The 15,471-nt window shown below is 33.8% G+C and carries 16 protein-coding genes; 8 read left to right on the top strand and 8 right to left on the bottom strand.

Going from position 1 to position 15,471, the window contains the following annotated elements:
- Positions 1 to 199: 199 nt before the first annotated feature.
- The 3 genes from AACL31_RS05340 to ppiA all read right to left on the bottom strand — a co-directional run bounded on the left by AACL31_RS05340 (position 200) and on the right by ppiA (position 2,438).
- On the bottom strand, positions 200 to 775 hold the full coding sequence (locus AACL31_RS05340) for an aminodeoxychorismate synthase component II (RefSeq protein ID WP_310512291.1): 576 nt from the start codon (positions 773 to 775) through the stop codon (positions 200 to 202).
- Between the two features lie 209 nt (positions 776 to 984).
- The gene (locus tag AACL31_RS05335; RefSeq protein WP_310512292.1) at positions 985 to 1,674 is read right to left on the bottom strand and encodes a hypothetical protein; all 690 of its coding nucleotides are present in this window, start codon (positions 1,672 to 1,674) and stop codon (positions 985 to 987) included.
- Between the two features lie 197 nt (positions 1,675 to 1,871).
- A complete protein-coding gene (ppiA, locus tag AACL31_RS05330) occupies positions 1,872 to 2,438 on the bottom strand; it encodes a peptidylprolyl isomerase A (protein WP_032116085.1) in 567 nt (188 codons plus the stop codon).
- Between the two features lie 283 nt (positions 2,439 to 2,721).
- On the opposite strand from ppiA, the gene yihA reads away from it, so the two are divergent.
- Positions 2,722 to 3,345, top strand: coding sequence for a ribosome biogenesis GTP-binding protein YihA/YsxC (yihA, locus tag AACL31_RS05325; RefSeq protein WP_310510349.1), 624 nt, complete (start codon positions 2,722 to 2,724; stop codon positions 3,343 to 3,345).
- A gap of 468 nt (positions 3,346 to 3,813) precedes the next feature.
- Here yihA and polA read toward each other — a convergent pair whose 3' ends face one another.
- From polA to AACL31_RS05305, 4 genes are all read right to left on the bottom strand, one after another.
- Entirely contained in the window at positions 3,814 to 6,606 is a 2,793-nt protein-coding gene (gene polA / locus AACL31_RS05320) for a DNA polymerase I (RefSeq protein ID WP_339053812.1), read from the bottom strand.
- Between the two features lie 384 nt (positions 6,607 to 6,990).
- Positions 6,991 to 7,611 carry a thiol:disulfide interchange protein DsbA gene (gene dsbA, locus AACL31_RS05315; protein WP_032116083.1) on the bottom strand — a complete coding sequence of 207 codons (621 nt, stop codon included), beginning with the start codon at positions 7,609 to 7,611 and terminating at the stop codon, positions 6,991 to 6,993.
- 32 nt (positions 7,612 to 7,643) lie between these two features.
- Positions 7,644 to 8,633: a serine/threonine protein kinase gene (locus AACL31_RS05310; protein WP_310512294.1), complete on the bottom strand. Its 990-nt coding sequence runs from the start codon at positions 8,631 to 8,633 to the stop codon at positions 7,644 to 7,646.
- 18 nt (positions 8,634 to 8,651) lie between these two features.
- Positions 8,652 to 8,921, bottom strand: coding sequence for a YihD family protein (locus AACL31_RS05305; protein ID WP_310510179.1), 270 nt, complete (start codon positions 8,919 to 8,921; stop codon positions 8,652 to 8,654).
- Positions 8,922 to 9,317: 396 nt separating this feature from the next.
- Between AACL31_RS05305 and cutA the strand changes: the two genes are divergently transcribed.
- From cutA to AACL31_RS05290, 4 genes are all read left to right on the top strand, one after another.
- The gene (gene cutA, locus AACL31_RS05300) at positions 9,318 to 9,674 is read left to right on the top strand and encodes a divalent cation tolerance protein CutA (RefSeq protein ID WP_310512305.1); all 357 of its coding nucleotides are present in this window, start codon (positions 9,318 to 9,320) and stop codon (positions 9,672 to 9,674) included.
- A gap of 342 nt (positions 9,675 to 10,016) precedes the next feature.
- Positions 10,017 to 10,280 (top strand): helix-turn-helix domain-containing protein, encoded by a 264-nt coding sequence (locus tag AACL31_RS20935; RefSeq protein WP_409014147.1) that lies wholly within the window; start codon positions 10,017 to 10,019, stop codon positions 10,278 to 10,280.
- Between the two features lie 291 nt (positions 10,281 to 10,571).
- Positions 10,572 to 11,036, top strand: coding sequence for a helix-turn-helix transcriptional regulator (locus tag AACL31_RS05295; RefSeq protein ID WP_310512295.1), 465 nt, complete (start codon positions 10,572 to 10,574; stop codon positions 11,034 to 11,036).
- Positions 11,037 to 11,068: 32 nt separating this feature from the next.
- A complete protein-coding gene (locus tag AACL31_RS05290) occupies positions 11,069 to 12,349 on the top strand; it encodes a cytosine permease (protein WP_310512296.1) in 1,281 nt (426 codons plus the stop codon).
- 68 nt (positions 12,350 to 12,417) lie between these two features.
- On the opposite strand, the gene AACL31_RS05285 is transcribed toward AACL31_RS05290, so the two are convergent.
- The gene (locus AACL31_RS05285) at positions 12,418 to 13,173 is read right to left on the bottom strand and encodes a nitrilase-related carbon-nitrogen hydrolase (protein WP_310512297.1); all 756 of its coding nucleotides are present in this window, start codon (positions 13,171 to 13,173) and stop codon (positions 12,418 to 12,420) included.
- 414 nt (positions 13,174 to 13,587) lie between these two features.
- Here AACL31_RS05285 and AACL31_RS05280 point away from each other — a divergent pair, with 414 nt between their 5' ends.
- From AACL31_RS05280 to mobB, 3 genes are all read left to right on the top strand, one after another.
- Positions 13,588 to 13,797, top strand: coding sequence for a hypothetical protein (locus AACL31_RS05280; RefSeq protein ID WP_310512298.1), 210 nt, complete (start codon positions 13,588 to 13,590; stop codon positions 13,795 to 13,797).
- Positions 13,798 to 14,163: 366 nt separating this feature from the next.
- A complete protein-coding gene (mobA, locus tag AACL31_RS05275) occupies positions 14,164 to 14,757 on the top strand; it encodes a molybdenum cofactor guanylyltransferase MobA (protein ID WP_032116076.1) in 594 nt (197 codons plus the stop codon).
- Positions 14,747 to 15,265 (top strand): molybdopterin-guanine dinucleotide biosynthesis protein MobB, encoded by a 519-nt coding sequence (gene mobB / locus AACL31_RS05270; protein ID WP_310512299.1) that lies wholly within the window; start codon positions 14,747 to 14,749, stop codon positions 15,263 to 15,265. Before mobA ends, mobB begins: the two co-directional genes overlap by 11 nt.
- The last annotated feature ends 206 nt before the right edge of the window (positions 15,266 to 15,471 follow it).

Genomic DNA, 15,471 nt, shown 5'->3' with positions numbered 1-15,471 from the left:
ATTTAACAAAAATTTCTTTTATTATGTTTAATAGTAGTCCTGTATCGATGATAAATACAAAAAACATATTTACTTTCTATATACTGCTTTTCCCCTATTGAGATTTACATTTCAAGCAAAATAAAACCTATTTTTCCAACGTTGATAGTTATACTTATCATTGAAATAAATAGCCAGACATGATCTAATTTGTAATAAATTAATACTTTAGAAAATTATTTAATAACTCATGTCCTTGCTCACTCAAGATGCTTTCTGGATGAAATTGGACGCCCTCAATAGGTAGTGTTTTATGCCGAATACCCATAATTTCATCAATATTTCCATCATGTAGCGTCCAGGCAGTAACCTCAAAGGTAGCGGGTAAAGTTCCAGCATCAATCACCAAAGAATGGTAACGAGTAACCTGTAATGGACGATTTAATCCTTTAAAAATACCTTGCTGGTTATGATGAATTGCAGATACCTTGCCATGCATTACTTCTCTCGCTTTGACAATTGAAGCACCAAAAGCCTGACCAATCGCCTGGTGACCAAGGCAAACCCCCAAAATTGGGATCTTACCGGCAAAATATGAAATTGTATTTAGTGAAACACCCGCCTCATTAGGTGTACATGGACCCGGTGAAATAACTAAATGTGTCGGCGCTAATGTTTCTATCTCCGAGATAGTTATTGCATCATTACGTTTAACTACAACATCAACTCCTAACTCACACAGATATTGATAAAGGTTATAGGTAAACGAATCATAGTTATCAATTATCAAAAGCATAACTAGCTATCCAAATGATTTTTATAGTAATAATTCCTTGATTATGAACTTTATTATTAAGGCAAATTGTACTGATTATTATACCATAACAATAACGTGGGCTATCATACCATAACCGTAGAAAAAAATGGCTTACAAAAATCAATCAAAATGTTTCATTTTAATAAATAAACACAATAATTATAAATGAGAATAATGATAAAGGATTACTATAAACTATTATAAACTTCGTTATAATATTGACCATAAGGTTTTAAATTATTTGATGTTATTTCGTTATTTCGATAAATTTCACCAATATATTTAGTTGCTTCATCAAATTTGTTATCAATAAGATAATTATCATAGACTTCATTATAACATTCTATATTTCTTGGATTTGCCATAATTCCAATATCCACTGCCATGTGATTAATAATTTCTCGTTGGATCTCAATATTTTTAATCGTTGCAGCACCTTCACTGGCTAAAAAATGAGAAACAAAATTTGATTTAGATTTTATATTTGGCTTTGCTGCATAAAAAATATGCCCAATTTCATGGGATAACGCTTGAATAGTCAAATTAGGATGATTCAATACTCGATTTGAAATAAATACAGTTTTCCGTCGTAAATCGGTCGCGGTTCCTTGCTCCCGTTGCGCTACAACTAATTTCCAACCATCAATTTCTAAAGTTTCCAATGCCCGACTCAATGTAGGTGAACTTGTAATAAGCGCTTGTGTTTTTTCAGAAAATCGAACCATTTTGCCCGGAATATATTCAATTTTCTCATCCAAAAAATAAGTAGACATAGGCGCCATATTCTGTAAGTCTGAAAATTGATTATTTTTATGTTCTATTTTCGGTTCAACAATATTTTCTATTAATTTCTGGCAACTAGGTAATAGCTTACTCAAACAATAATTCCTCATTAACAACAAGATAACGATATAAATTAATAAACTGATGGAAATTTTGTTTTATTATAAAGTAAAGTCCTGCCATTAATAGCAAGATAAAGACAGGTAAATTATTTTAGTTTTCTTATTGTAATTAAATATCGGTAGATATGCTAAATTTAATAGCAGAAAAATATTTCCTGCTATTAGATAACTTATTCAATACTGGCAGAAATAATTTTTATTTCTTGAGTTGGCACATTTTGGTAAGGACCAATATCTTTTGTTTTTACTTTCGAAATTTTGTCAACAACATCCATTCCTTTAATCACTTTACCAAAAACAGCATAACCAAAATCACGTTGGCCATGATCTAAGAATGCATTATCTGCTATGTTGATAAAAAATTGGCTAGTAGCACTATCCTTAGCTGTTGTACGCGCCATTGCAATGGTTCCACGTAAATTACGTAACCCATTATCAGCTTCATTTTTGATTGGCGAGCGAATATTTAATTGAGGTTGCAAATCACTAATAAAACCACCACCTTGGATCATAAAACCTGGGATCACACGATGGAAAATAGTATTTTGATAGTAACCTGCTTTTACATACTGAATGAAATTCTCCGTTGTTATAGGCGCTGCTTTATTATTTAATTCAAGTTCGATCTCACCTTCCGAAGTCACTAATTTAACGATAGTATCTCCTGCTGCAACAGCAAATGAAGAAATACTAACCATATACGCTACCAGTAGCGGCACAAAAAAACGTTTTAACATTCAAGTTCCTTTTAATTATATTTTAGATGAAAATGTAAGCTAAAATTTAGTACCGTCAGGTCATTATACTAAGTAAAAATACATAACTGGCCTAAATTGACCTAATTAAATAATAGGATCTATTCTGTCACATTCCATATTTTTTTCTTATGTAAAAAATGTTATTTTTAATAAAATTCATTAACACATAATAATCTATCTTTCATGTAGCTATCACTATCTTAATTTATCCTCTTAAAGGTATAATTTCTCTAATTTAAGCCGAAATCAGCGAGAAACAATGATGACAAACAAAAATTATAATTATCACCAGACAAAATTTGTCACAAGCGCACCTGATATTCGCCATTTACCAAACGATCATGGTATAGAAATTGCCTTCGCTGGACGTTCTAACGCCGGTAAATCCAGTGCATTAAATGCACTTACCCAACAAAAAAATCTAGCCCGTACCAGTAAAACACCTGGCAGAACACAGCTAATCAATTTGTTCGAAGTTGCAGAGGGTATTAGGCTGGTTGATTTACCCGGCTACGGCTATGCAGAAGTCCCTGAATCAATTAAACGCCAATGGCAACAAGCATTAAGTGAATATTTACAAAAAAGAACATGTTTAAAAGGATTGATAATATTAATGGACATTCGTCATCCATTAAAAGATATGGATATACAAATGATTGAATGGTCTGTAGCAATGAATATCCCGATATTGGTATTGCTAACCAAAGCAGACAAACTAGTACCCAATAAACAAAAAGCTCAAATCATAGCAGTACGTAATAGATTAAAAACAGTGGCTGGTAATATACAAGTTGAAACCTTTTCTTCATTGAAAAAAATAGGTATCGATAAATTACAACTTAAATTAGATGAATGGTTCAATGAGCACCATTCTGAGCATAATTAGTCTACATGATGGATAATTAGAGGGCTTTATCTATCACTACTGTCACATTTTCTTAAAAACAAATAAAAAATGCTCCAGTCAATTATTTGACTAGAGCAGCTTAATAATTAGCTTATCTTATTACATAAAGTAATAGATTTTAAAAATAGAACATCTTACCTCTGTACTCTACGTCAATTACTTTACTTTATTTCGCGAATAAAAAAAGTTTTTTGTTATTTTTTTCGATTGAATTTAAGCCATAACATAACGTTATGTAATAAAAACTAATTTTTTGATAACTTTAGCACATAATTAGCAAAAACTATATATTTTTAGTGATAAAAACTGCCTAGTTTACTAAAACAGTTTGGTCGATCATCCTAACAAAAGTAAGTTATTACCTACTACGTTATTTTGTCACGAGTAAAATAAGTTAGTTTACTTAAAATTCTTATCGACAATTAGCATAAATGCCGCTTTTTCTTTTTAATGTGCTTCATCCCAATTATCACCAATACCAATATCAACTTTTAGTGGAACAGTTAATTGCATACTATGTTCCATTAGCTGACGGATTTTTTGTTGTGACCGCTCAACAGCAGACGCTTTTACTTCAAAAACTAATTCATCGTGTACTTGCATCAACATATAGAGATCAGGCTTTACCGTTTCAATCCATTTATCTAATGTGATCATCGCTTTTTTTATAATATCTGCTGCCGTTCCTTGCATTGGTGCATTAATGGCTTCACGTTCAGATGCTTTACGTCGCATTGCATTACGGGAATTAATATCGGGCAAATAGAGTCGGCGTCCTGCTAGCGTTTCGACATAACCTTGCTCCGCAGTTTGCTTGCGGGTACGTTCCATATAATTTAAAACACCAGGATAGCGCTCAAAATAACGATCCATATAATGCTGTGCCTGGCCGCGAGTAATTCCTAACTGACGGGACAGTCCAAAAGCGCTCATACCATAAATTAAACCAAAATTAATTGCTTTTGCGCTACGGCGCTGCTCACTAGTCACATCGGTCAACAATACCCCAAAAACCTCTGCCGCTGTTGCTCTATGAATATCTTGTCCTTCGGCAAAAGCATCAAGCAATCCTTTATCCTGCGAAAGATGGGCCATAATACGCAATTCAATTTGCGAATAATCTGCGGCTACAATTTTATAACCTTCGCGAGCGATAAACGCTTGACGGATCCTTCGCCCTTCCTCAGTCCTAACTGGAATATTTTGTAAATTAGGATCACGGGAAGAGAGTCTACCAGTCGCTGTTACTGCCTGATGATAAGAAGTATGTACCCGTTTCGTTTTTGGATGGATCATCATGGGTAGTTTATCGGTATAAGTCGATTTCAATTTTGATAAGCTACGGTGTTGCAGAATAATTTTTGGCAATTCATGACTAAAGGCCAGCTCTTCTAGAACTTCCTCATTAGTGGAAGGTGCCCCACTAGGAGTTTTCTTCACCACTGGCAGTTGAAGTTTTTCAAACAAAATAGCTTGTAATTGTTTAGGTGATGCCAAATTAAATTCTTGTTCAGCGATAGCATAAGCTTCTTTTTCAATTTCCATTAATCGGCTTGCTATCTCCTGAGATTGCTTAGCCAGCTTATTTGCATCGATAAGCACCCCAACCCGCTCCATACGGGCTAATACCGGTACTAACGGCATTTCTATCTGTTGAAAAACTTCTTTTAATTTAGGTTCTGCCTCAAGTTGAGGCCAAAGCGTTTGGTGTAATAATAATGTGACGTCGGCATCTTCGGCTGCATAAGTTGACGCTTGTTCAAGTGGGATTTGATTGAATGTTAACTGATTTTTTCCTTTGCCGGCAATCTCTTCAAAAGTTATGGTTTTATGATTGAGATGCCGTTGCGCCAAACTATCCATATCATGACGACCAAGTCCGGCAACACTATTTAATATATAAGATTCCAGCATTGTATCAAAGGCCATATTCTTTAATTCAATATCATAATTGGCCATCACGCTGTAATCGAATTTTAAATTCTGACCAATCTTTTGAATATTTTGGTCAATTAATACCGGTTTTATCGCCCCTAACACCTCATCTAAAGGTAATTGTTGTGGCGCATCAAGATAATCATGCCCCAGCGGAAGATAAGCAGCTTTACCTTCTTCAATGGCAAAAGAGAGCCCAACCAAATTTATCGATAGTGTATCAAGGCTGTCAGTTTCAGTATCAAAGGAAAAACGCTTTGCCGATTGCAATTTTTCAACCCATTGCATCAAATCAGCTTTGGTCAATATCGTTTGATAATGCTCTGTTGATAGTACGGCTGCAGGCTCTTTAGCTAAAGAAATATCGCTATTGTTATCAGAAATAGTGGTTGCAGATTTAGCTGTTTTTTTCGTTAGCCAACTACCATTTTGTAAATCAGCTAACCAACGCTTAAATTCGTAATGACTAAAAAGCGCATGTAACTTTTCAATATCAGGCGCCTGCATAACCAATCCATCATAATCTGTAGTTAAATCAACATTAGTCTTAATTGTGGCTAATTTATAAGATAAAAAAGCAATGTCTTTATGTTGTGCCATTTTTTCTGCTAATGTTTTCGATCCACGAAACCCTAACGGAGCAATTGCAGACAAATCATTATAAATTGTTGCCAGATCGCCAATTCCTTGCAATAAAGCTAATGCCGTTTTTTCTCCTACACCTGGTACACCAGGAATATTATCGGAAGAGTCTCCCATCAACGCGAGAAAATCAATCATCAACTCAGGTGGCACACCATATTTATCAACAACCTCTGTTGGCCCTAAGATAGTGTTTGTCATGGTATTAATGAGTGTTATATCAGAGGTCACTAATTGAGCCATGTCTTTATCTCCTGTACTGATTAGTACAGGCAATCCTTTCTTACTAGCCTGTAAAGCTAATGTCCCTATTACATCATCAGCTTCAACACCAGCAACAACCAATAAAGGAAGCCCCATGGCAGCAACCATTTCATGTAGCGGCGCTATCTGTTCACGCAAATCATCGGGCATTGGTGGTCGTTGAGATTTATATTGCTCAAATAATTCATCCCGAAAAGTTTTTCCTTTAGCATCAAATACTACCGCAATATGACTCGGCTGATATTGCATAATTAAACTACGCAACATGTTAAGAACACCATACATAGCACCGGTTGGCTCCCCTGCACTGTTGGTTAATGGGGGAAAAGCATGATATGCACGGTAAAGGTAAGAGGAGCCATCAACTAGGATAAATGGGTTTTCTGCAATTTGAGCCATAGTCTTTTTCATCATCAAAATAATTAATAGTGATAGAATGCCACACTCATGCGAGAGAGACGAATTTTGCCTGAATTTATTTTCAATTTGTCACTTTTCCACCGCTTATAGCACTAGAACATCCTGTGGATAAACTTGTGTGTAAATCTTCTTATTATACTATATTCAATAGTTAAACAGATTTAACTTAGAAAACAATATTAAATGATAATCAAGACGTTACGGATAAAAATAATATCGCGCTGCTATTTTTGCCGGTTAACATTTTTTTGTGGATATTACAGAATAATATGCCAAAAAATAGGAAAAATCCGCTGTTGTACCAATATGTTAAACCGTTGGTACAACATGGCGCTATTAAAAAAAGGTGGAAAAAAGGCTTACTTATTTACTAATTAAAAAGTTAACAACATCAGAATAAGCTTTAGCATAATTATTGACATCTTCAATAGTGATGCCATTGTTACGTATCATATATTTACCATTAACAAAAATAGCCGGCACACCACGTAATTGAAACTCTTCCACTGCTTGCTGTTGTTTTACAACCAACGATTTAACGACAAAACTATTTAGCGCTGCATCATATTCTTCACTTTTGACGCCAGCTTTAATGAACACAGCTTTAATATCAGCAGGGGTATTTATCGATTCTGTCTTTTGGATCCCTTCAAACAACAATGGTGACACTTTATCTTCAACCTTCAACACCATTGCTACCGTCCAAGCTTTTGTTAATTCAGCGCCTAATGGCCCCAAAAAATCAACATGGTAGCGTTCCATTTTAATGTCTTTAGGTAAATTTTTTGCTACGGTTTGGGATACATGATAGATGGATTCAAATTGATAACAGTGTGGACAGTAAAAAGAAAAAAACTCTACGACGCGAGGTGCATTTTGTACCGCTTTTTCTATTTTGATAAATTCAGTACCCTCCGCGTAATTTGCGGCAGAAACACCATAAGACAGTACTAACCCTATTAAAGCTAACCAAAATTTATTCATATTACTCATTCTCCAAAAATATTTTCCATTTATTAATATATTAAACCGGGTTGCAAAGGCTGCTCATTTAGCGCATTGATCTGTTCAGAAAAAAGTAACTGCTGTTTACGCCAAAAATCATACTCAATCATCCAAGGAAAAGCTCGCGGAAAAGCCGGCTCTTCCCAACGCCGAACAATCCATGATAAATAATGAATCATTCGCATTGCTCGTAAAGGCTCAATCAGTGCCAACTGTTCATTATCAAAATGCGTATACTCAGTATAAGCTTCTAATAATATTTCAAGTTGAATTCGTTGTTCCCGACGTTCGCCGTTTAAAAGCATCCATAAATCTTGTACTGCTGGGCCATTACGAGCATCATCAAAGTCGACAATAAAAGGGCCATCTCGCCACAAAATATTACCAGGATGACAATCACCCTGTAAGCGAAGATAACTATGCGGTTGCGACCAACGCTTTTTTACTTCAACAATAAGCTCATCAAGGACAAATAGAAAATTTTGTTTTAATTTACCGGGTAATAAAGGAGTATTCGCTAAAATGTTACGAGGAGTAATTAAATATTCATCAATTCCAATAGTTGGCCTGGTAGAAAAATGGTGCTGATATCCTATTTGATGAATGCGCCCAATTAATCGACCTACCTCTTCCAACTGTAACAAGTTATCAGTCTCATATTGCCGTCCCCCAACACTCGGAAAAACTGCGTACAAAAAACCTCGATACTCCAATACAGTTTGCCCGGCGAAAAATAGAGGAGCAATAACCGATAAACCAGCTTCATACAAAGACAACATAAAATCGTGTTCTTCTTGGATCTGAGTCCGATTCCAACGCGTTGGTCGATAAAATTTCACAACGTAACGTTTATGCTGTTCATCTAGAAACTGGTAAACTCGATTTTCATAACTATTCAACTCGATTATCCCTGAATCAGGGTATAATCCAACTTCTATTAACGCATCATGAATTAAATCGGGGGTAATCGTTTTGAAATGAAAAGCACTTTGCTGTGTCACTTTATTATCTCTATCAGGTTAATCTTTAATGATGCCACGAGCGCGTAAAAGTGCTGTTTTGAAATCGTCTTCGTGATCTTTTTGCAAGCCAGGTATCGCGGCTTCCGTTGGAGAGTTACGCATTTTTAAATGATAGATCAAAGTATCGTCAGTCAAATCGCATAAATCCCCTTTAAAACCAGCTTCATCAGCTAATTTTTGCAATAATTGCGCCAAATTTAATTCTGGATATTCCTGCCATAAGGGTTGCAGCAGTTCAATAACTTCGTTTAACCGATGATATTTCATTTTTCAATACCTTACTAACAAATTATTTATACAAATTACCAAGGATTATCTGCTAGAGAAAGCGTTACTTTGTCAGTTAACATAAAAATTATTTTTTTATTAGTTACTATTATGTATTGAGTTAAAATATCAACTATCTAATAGATAAACATATTTATAATAAATCAACTTAACAAATTTAATTTTGATCATATCGCATTAGCAATAATGAATAAAAATCACGGTTTTAACATATATTATCTATATATAAAATAATTAACACATTGTAATGTATTTTCTACACAATTTAGATATAACTAATTTTTAAATTCACATATTTGTTCTACTAATTAACACTCGCTCAAGAAGCCGTTTTTAATTCCTTTCATCACATTTTTATAAAGGTGGTTACTGATGATGCAACAGCATTTAAATGAAGCAACTTCACATCGCAATAATGAAGGTATTCGCATTATTCTCTGTACAGCGCCCGATGAAGAAACCGCAAAAAACATTACTAAACAATTACTTGCCAAAAAACTCGCTGCTTGCATTACGCTATTACCAAAAGCTATCTCGTTTTATTACTGGCAAGATGAGCTAGAACAACAAACTGAAATACAAATGCTCATCAAAACACATGTCACTTTACAAGAAAAAGTTTTTTCACACATTAAAACCCATCATCCTTATCAAGTTCCGGAGTTATTAGCAATAACAGTAACTGATGGCGATAACAATTATTTGTCATGGCTTAAAAAATCTTTAAATTAAATAAATATCACTAAATTTTTAGCACAATATACTGATGAGAACGCATTAACTATCTACTGTGTTAAAAATAACCTATTTTGAGAAAATAAACCTTTTGTTACCAAAAAACGCTAATAATAATTATCAGCGTTTTTCTTTAGTGCAACAAATATGATAAATCTATCATTAACGATATTACATACGAGAATTAAATATAAATTCTTTAATTAACTGTTGTTTCGTGTAAGACAATTGGGTTCGGTTCAAGTAATATTTACGTCAGGAAATTCTAACAAACGAGGTTTTACCTCCTGCAAATCTATACCCAACTGATAATTGTCACTTTAAAATGAGGGATCAAAAATGTTTGTTAGTTTTATGCATATTTGGCGTTTCATCAACGTTAGTAATAAGTTACAAAAGAACAGTGCGAGCCCGTCAGATATTTCCTCAAAATTTAAAATAAATTCACAAACATTAGCAAATACCTCTATTCAATCATATTCAAAAAATAAACAAATTATTACTGAACAATTTAGCATTCATCCGTTTGAAATGTTGCCAAATCACTATTTAAATATGTCCTGCCGTAATCTTATTGTAAAAAAATTAACGCTGCGCCACTAAATTTAATAAAAACTTAAAAATCAAAGCAAAAGATATCATTTTTTCATAAAAAAGGTTTAGCCATTTAAAAATAAAAAGGTTACTTCAATGGGAAAAACTATATCAAGCAAAGAGTTAGGTAGCTTGCACTCATTTTTAAAACATGAGAAAGATCCCTGAGGAATTAAAGATTTAAACTCGAGATATGTTTATGCTAATAACTTTAGTCATCTAGGGATAAAGCTCGATTTTAACATAGAAGGTATACTTGATAGCGAATTACCTCATCCTGTTGCAGAATTATCCTCAGATTTGATAATACATGATAACAATGTAATTTTTAATGACAAAAAAGAGGCTGTAATTCAGACCTCATTTAATTTTAAAGAAAAAAAATTAAAACCCTACTTTTTTGAAAAACGACCGTTCTATAGCGAATCTGGCGAAATTATAGGAACAATTTATCACGGACGCGAATTAGCCAACTTATGCATAAACATATCCCATCCTTCAGTATATTTATTCACTCCTCCAAATGATCTTTTTTCCAATAGAGAACTTGATATCGTTTTTCTTGCTCATCAAAAACTTAGTAGTAAAGAAATAGCGAAATTTTTAAATATTGCCATCCAAACAGTAGAAGTCCATCTGAAGAATATTTATAAAAAAGTGGACGTACATTGTTTAAGACAGCTGATTGAATACTGTAAATCAACGGGATTTGATAGATATGTTCCGCAAAAATTTCTAAAAAATGAAATAAAATTTGTTAAATAAATCAAACAGTAAAACAACAGGAGAATTAATATATGTCTGATCATGCTTCATATTCACTTTATAGCGTGCCTCATAGTGCCAGATTGAGTTTATTAAATGTAGCATTAATCAGAATAGGACAAATGACCTCACTTTCACAATTTATGCTCGGCGCCATGTTAGGTCATGCCATGACATTTGAGCAAGCAATGATAGCAACATTATGCGGTACCTTAATACTGGAATTATTAAGTTTGGGTTTGGGGATTGCCGGTGCAAGAGAGGGATTATCAATTAGTTTACTTTCTCGTTGGTGCGGATTTGGGCGTATAGGTTCAGCGTTGGTCGGAATCATTATCGCTGTTAGTTTGCTAGGTTGGTTTGGTATACAAAATTCAATTTTAGCTAACAGCCTAAATTATTCTACTAATAATTGGTTCGGTTTTAGTTGGGCGGCCATCATCTCAAGCTTAACACTAACAACATTAGTTGCTTTTGGTGTTAAAGCGTTAAATTGGACAGCAAAAATTTCTGTGCCACTTTTTACTCTGGTAGTAGGCTGGATTTTCTTTTTATTAGTAAAAGATCATAATATTATCAATCTAATCACGACTACACCTACCGGTATCGCAATGACTCTAAGCGCTGCGATTACAGCAGTTGTTGGTGGATGTATGACCGGCGCCTTCACTACACCAGATATTAAACGCTATTGTCAAAGTAGTAGGCATGTCTTTTGGATGACATTAACATCAATTATTATTGGTGAATTTATTGTTAATGGTATTGCAATATTAATTGCCCATGCACTGGACACCCATGACGTAGTGACAATTATGGGACAAACAGCCGGCTGGATCGGTCTTCTTACGGTTATTTTATCAGCTATAAAAATTAATGACTTAAACCTCTATTCTTCATCATTAGGTGTTGCTAGTGCTGTTGAAGGACTAACTGGCAAAAAATTATCTTACGTTTGGCTAACAATTACTTTGGGATGTATAGGAACGATTTTATCTGTTTTAGGTATACTAGAAAAATTTGTCGATTTCCTCACTTTTCTCGGTATCCTTTTCCCTCCTATTATTGGCGTAATGTTGATTGATTATTATATCATTCACACTAATCGTAAATTACTCGATGCTTCTAGACAAACGGGCGAATTACCAAGCTTAACATCAATACCTTTAATCGGATGGAATGCCATTATATCCTGTTTATTAGGCAGCTTTGTTGGCGCTACAATCGACTTTGGCATACCATCATTGAATTCTTTATTAAGCGCCAGTATCGCATATTGGATACTGTGCACTTTTTTTCAGCAAAAAGACTAAAGCAGCTATTTTTCAGATAAATATTCAATAGAATAAATATCTGTCCGTCTATCCCGCAAATAAGGTATCTATAATCTGCTTTTTGCTTGTAAGTTAAAGTCAACCTCGCAAAAAGCAAGATCTTCATCATTATAAGATGCTACTTTTAACAACTGCCCACATGCTCCTATTAATTGACTGCCACCAAAGAAATTTAGATCTTGTTCTTTACCCCATCGATTGACAGCTGCTAAATGAATGCCATTTTCCAACGCTCGACTGGCACAATTTATCGACCAGATATCTTTACTTTCTTTATGCCAGGCGGCGGGAAGAAACAGCATATCTGCTCCTTTCAAGGTTAGAATTCTAGCAAGTTCAGGGAAACCGGCATCGTGACAAATCATTACACCAATACGGCACTTTGGCGTATCAAATATAGGTATATTCTTCCCAGCAGTAAACCAAGTTCTTTCATGATTAACCAAATGAATTTTTTGAAATGTTCCAATCCAACTTTCATTATTTGGCGTCCAAACAGCTGCTGAATTAAAAATTTCACCTAAAATCTCTCCACGTTCAATAAATCCACATATAATGGTTAGATTTAGTTGTGTTGAGAGTTTACTTAATAATTGGTCAGTTTCGCCTCCATTCGATTCACTCAGCGACCATAGTTCAGTACGTAATAATTCTGGCGAATAACCAATTGTTGCTAATTCAGGGAAACAGATAATATCCGTATTATTCGATGCCGCTTTTTTACATAATTTTTCTATTTTTAATAAATTACTTTTCTTATCGCCCAAAATTGTATCAATCTGAGCAAGCGCAATCTGTAGCAAAATTTATTTCCATAAAATAATTAAATCGTTAAGTATATTAATAATATTAATCTGCAGCAATACCTAAAACCTAGGTATTTACCAATATAATACACTGTTTTATAATTACAAAATATCTGAAAATAAATATTAAAATAGTTGCTTCATAAATATTATAAATTTAGTTAAAAGCTTTTGCCAACACTTGGGAAATTTATTTAAATGTCTATCATTAAAATAATTAAGGGATAAATTTATGTTAATTCATTCTATATTATATAAATTTATTTATAAAAAATATTTTTAGGATGAATTTTTTAAATACATTAATGTAAAGATATTTTTACTATTATTGTAGGTAATTAATAGCATGATTAATCTTAATCGGTTTAATGCTTATTTAATATTCTAACAAAATATTTTAGGAAAGTTACTATGTTTAATGTACAACAAAAACGTAAAACAACTTTTCAAAGATTAAAGCCTGGTATGGCTGTATTTCACAATGAAAAAGTGTTAAAAATAATAAAGTTACGCAACATAAAACTAACAGAAAAGGGATTAATTTACCAATTTGATGTAGATGACAGTAATGGAGTATTAATGGGTGAAAGTGGTACAAAAATAAGTATCATTAAAGAATAATCGGATTAGATATAAAACTCAATCTAGTTAGCTTTTCTTTTAATTTTATTACGTTCAGCGTAATTGTTAATATATCGACACGGCTTATCAAAAACAATCAAACTGCCATGAGTAGTATTCTAATCGAAAAAATTCTGTCGTCCAAAAAGCACTCATTTATTTTACCGCTAATTTTTCAATGGCCAGCCACTATATAATCTATTTAGATAACAAATCTTATAAATATTCTTAATCAATCACAATTCTTTCACTAATAATAGATTAACATATTAGAATATTTAATTCTTTACTCCCATAATATAAAATGTTGTTTATAACAAGATTAAATAAATAATTAAAGACTCCAGCATAATAGGTAAATTGAGTATGGCCAAAATTGTAGTCACTGGCATAATATTAGCAGGTGGGCAAGCTCGCCGAATGAATGGGGGCGATAAAGGGCTGATCCAGATTGCAGGCAAATCACTTTACCAATATGCAATTGCAAAACTGTTGCCACAAGTTGATTATCTATTCATTAATGCCAATCGAAATATCACAAAATATCAACAAGCGGGATATCCTGTTATTGTTGATACCATAGTCGATTTTGCTGGTCCCCTAGCCGGCATGTTAGCAGGTCTTTATGCCGCTCAAACATCTTGGGTTGTCTTTGTACCTTGTGATGTGCCAGATTTTCCCGATGACCTAGTGATGAAACTTTGGCAAGGCCGCAAAGAAAATGTCGGCAGTTATGTCGCGAGCGCTGGCTTTAACCATCCAACTTTTGCATTACTTCATCGTTCTGTTATCCCAACACTAGAAGAAAATTTAATTAAGCATCAGCACAAGGTAATGTCTTTTATGGAAAAAATTAACGCTTCAGCAGTAAATTTTGCCAGTTATGACAAAAATTTTGTTAATCTGAATACGTTGGCAGATTGCTATCAATGGGAGCAACAGCAAATAAATGACAAATAAAAATGTAATTCCACTACTTGGAATAACAGCTTATAGTGGTACGGGAAAGACAACGCTATTAAAGAAAGTTATTCCTTTGCTAGCTAAAAAGAATATTCAAGTCGGGATTATCAAACATACCCATCATGACATGGACATTGATAAGCCTAATAAAGATAGCTATCAATTACGCCAAGCAGGCGCTAAGCAAACATTAATTGCCTGTCAACAACGTTGGGAGTTAATGACAGAGACATCAAATAATACCACTCTTGATTTAGCTTATTTAGCCAATCAATTTGATCCCCAACAGACCGATTTAATTTTAGTTGAAGGATTTAAAGAAGAAAGTATCCCTAAAATTGCACTGTATCGAGCGACTTCCAATCGCCCTTTCTTGGATATCATGGATCAACACGTTATAGCAGTCGCAAGTGATGACAAACAAGCTACCCAACTTCTGCAATTGGATATTAACTCTCCTGAACAGATAGCCGATTATATCGCTAATTGGTTAACAGACAAATGATAAAAATAAATAATAAAACAGACTATTTTATTAATAATAGATTTTTATTGTAAGTTCTGGATGAATTAAATAGGTACTATTGCGATAGGCAAGTAACAGTACCATCAATAAATTAAGCTATATTCTCAACCATCTAATAGCGTTAGTTTTCCGCCGATAATCCTTAACCAATAGTCTAATTCACGGGTTAAAAATCTATCAATCAA

The organism is Arsenophonus endosymbiont of Crataerina pallida (genome assembly GCF_964020125.1).
Classification (GTDB): domain Bacteria; phylum Pseudomonadota; class Gammaproteobacteria; order Enterobacterales; family Enterobacteriaceae; genus Arsenophonus; species Arsenophonus nilaparvatae.
The sequence above is the reverse complement of the archived record's forward strand: the minus strand, read 5'-3'. Positions and strand labels throughout refer to the sequence as shown.

Excerpts from the sequence above, each read along its gene's own strand:
- AACL31_RS05340 (WP_310512291.1), bottom strand. The coding sequence starts at position 775 with ATGCTTTTGATAATTGATAACTATGATTCGTTTACCTATAACCTTTAT.
- ppiA (WP_032116085.1), bottom strand. The coding sequence starts at position 2,438 with ATGTTAAAACGTTTTTTTGTGCCGCTACTGGTAGCGTATATGGTTAGT.
- yihA (WP_310510349.1), top strand. The coding sequence starts at position 2,722 with ATGACAAACAAAAATTATAATTATCACCAGACAAAATTTGTCACAAGC.
- polA (WP_339053812.1), bottom strand. The coding sequence starts at position 6,606 with ATGGCTCAAATTGCAGAAAACCCATTTATCCTAGTTGATGGCTCCTCT.
- dsbA (WP_032116083.1), bottom strand. The coding sequence starts at position 7,611 with ATGAATAAATTTTGGTTAGCTTTAATAGGGTTAGTACTGTCTTATGGT.
- AACL31_RS05305 (WP_310510179.1), bottom strand. The coding sequence starts at position 8,921 with ATGAAATATCATCGGTTAAACGAAGTTATTGAACTGCTGCAACCCTTA.
- cutA (WP_310512305.1), top strand. The coding sequence starts at position 9,318 with ATGCAACAGCATTTAAATGAAGCAACTTCACATCGCAATAATGAAGGT.
- AACL31_RS20935 (WP_409014147.1), top strand. The coding sequence starts at position 10,017 with ATGTTTGTTAGTTTTATGCATATTTGGCGTTTCATCAACGTTAGTAAT.
- AACL31_RS05290 (WP_310512296.1), top strand. The coding sequence starts at position 11,069 with ATGTCTGATCATGCTTCATATTCACTTTATAGCGTGCCTCATAGTGCC.
- AACL31_RS05280 (WP_310512298.1), top strand. The coding sequence starts at position 13,588 with ATGTTTAATGTACAACAAAAACGTAAAACAACTTTTCAAAGATTAAAG.
- mobA (WP_032116076.1), top strand. The coding sequence starts at position 14,164 with ATGGCCAAAATTGTAGTCACTGGCATAATATTAGCAGGTGGGCAAGCT.
- mobB (WP_310512299.1), top strand. The coding sequence starts at position 14,747 with ATGACAAATAAAAATGTAATTCCACTACTTGGAATAACAGCTTATAGT.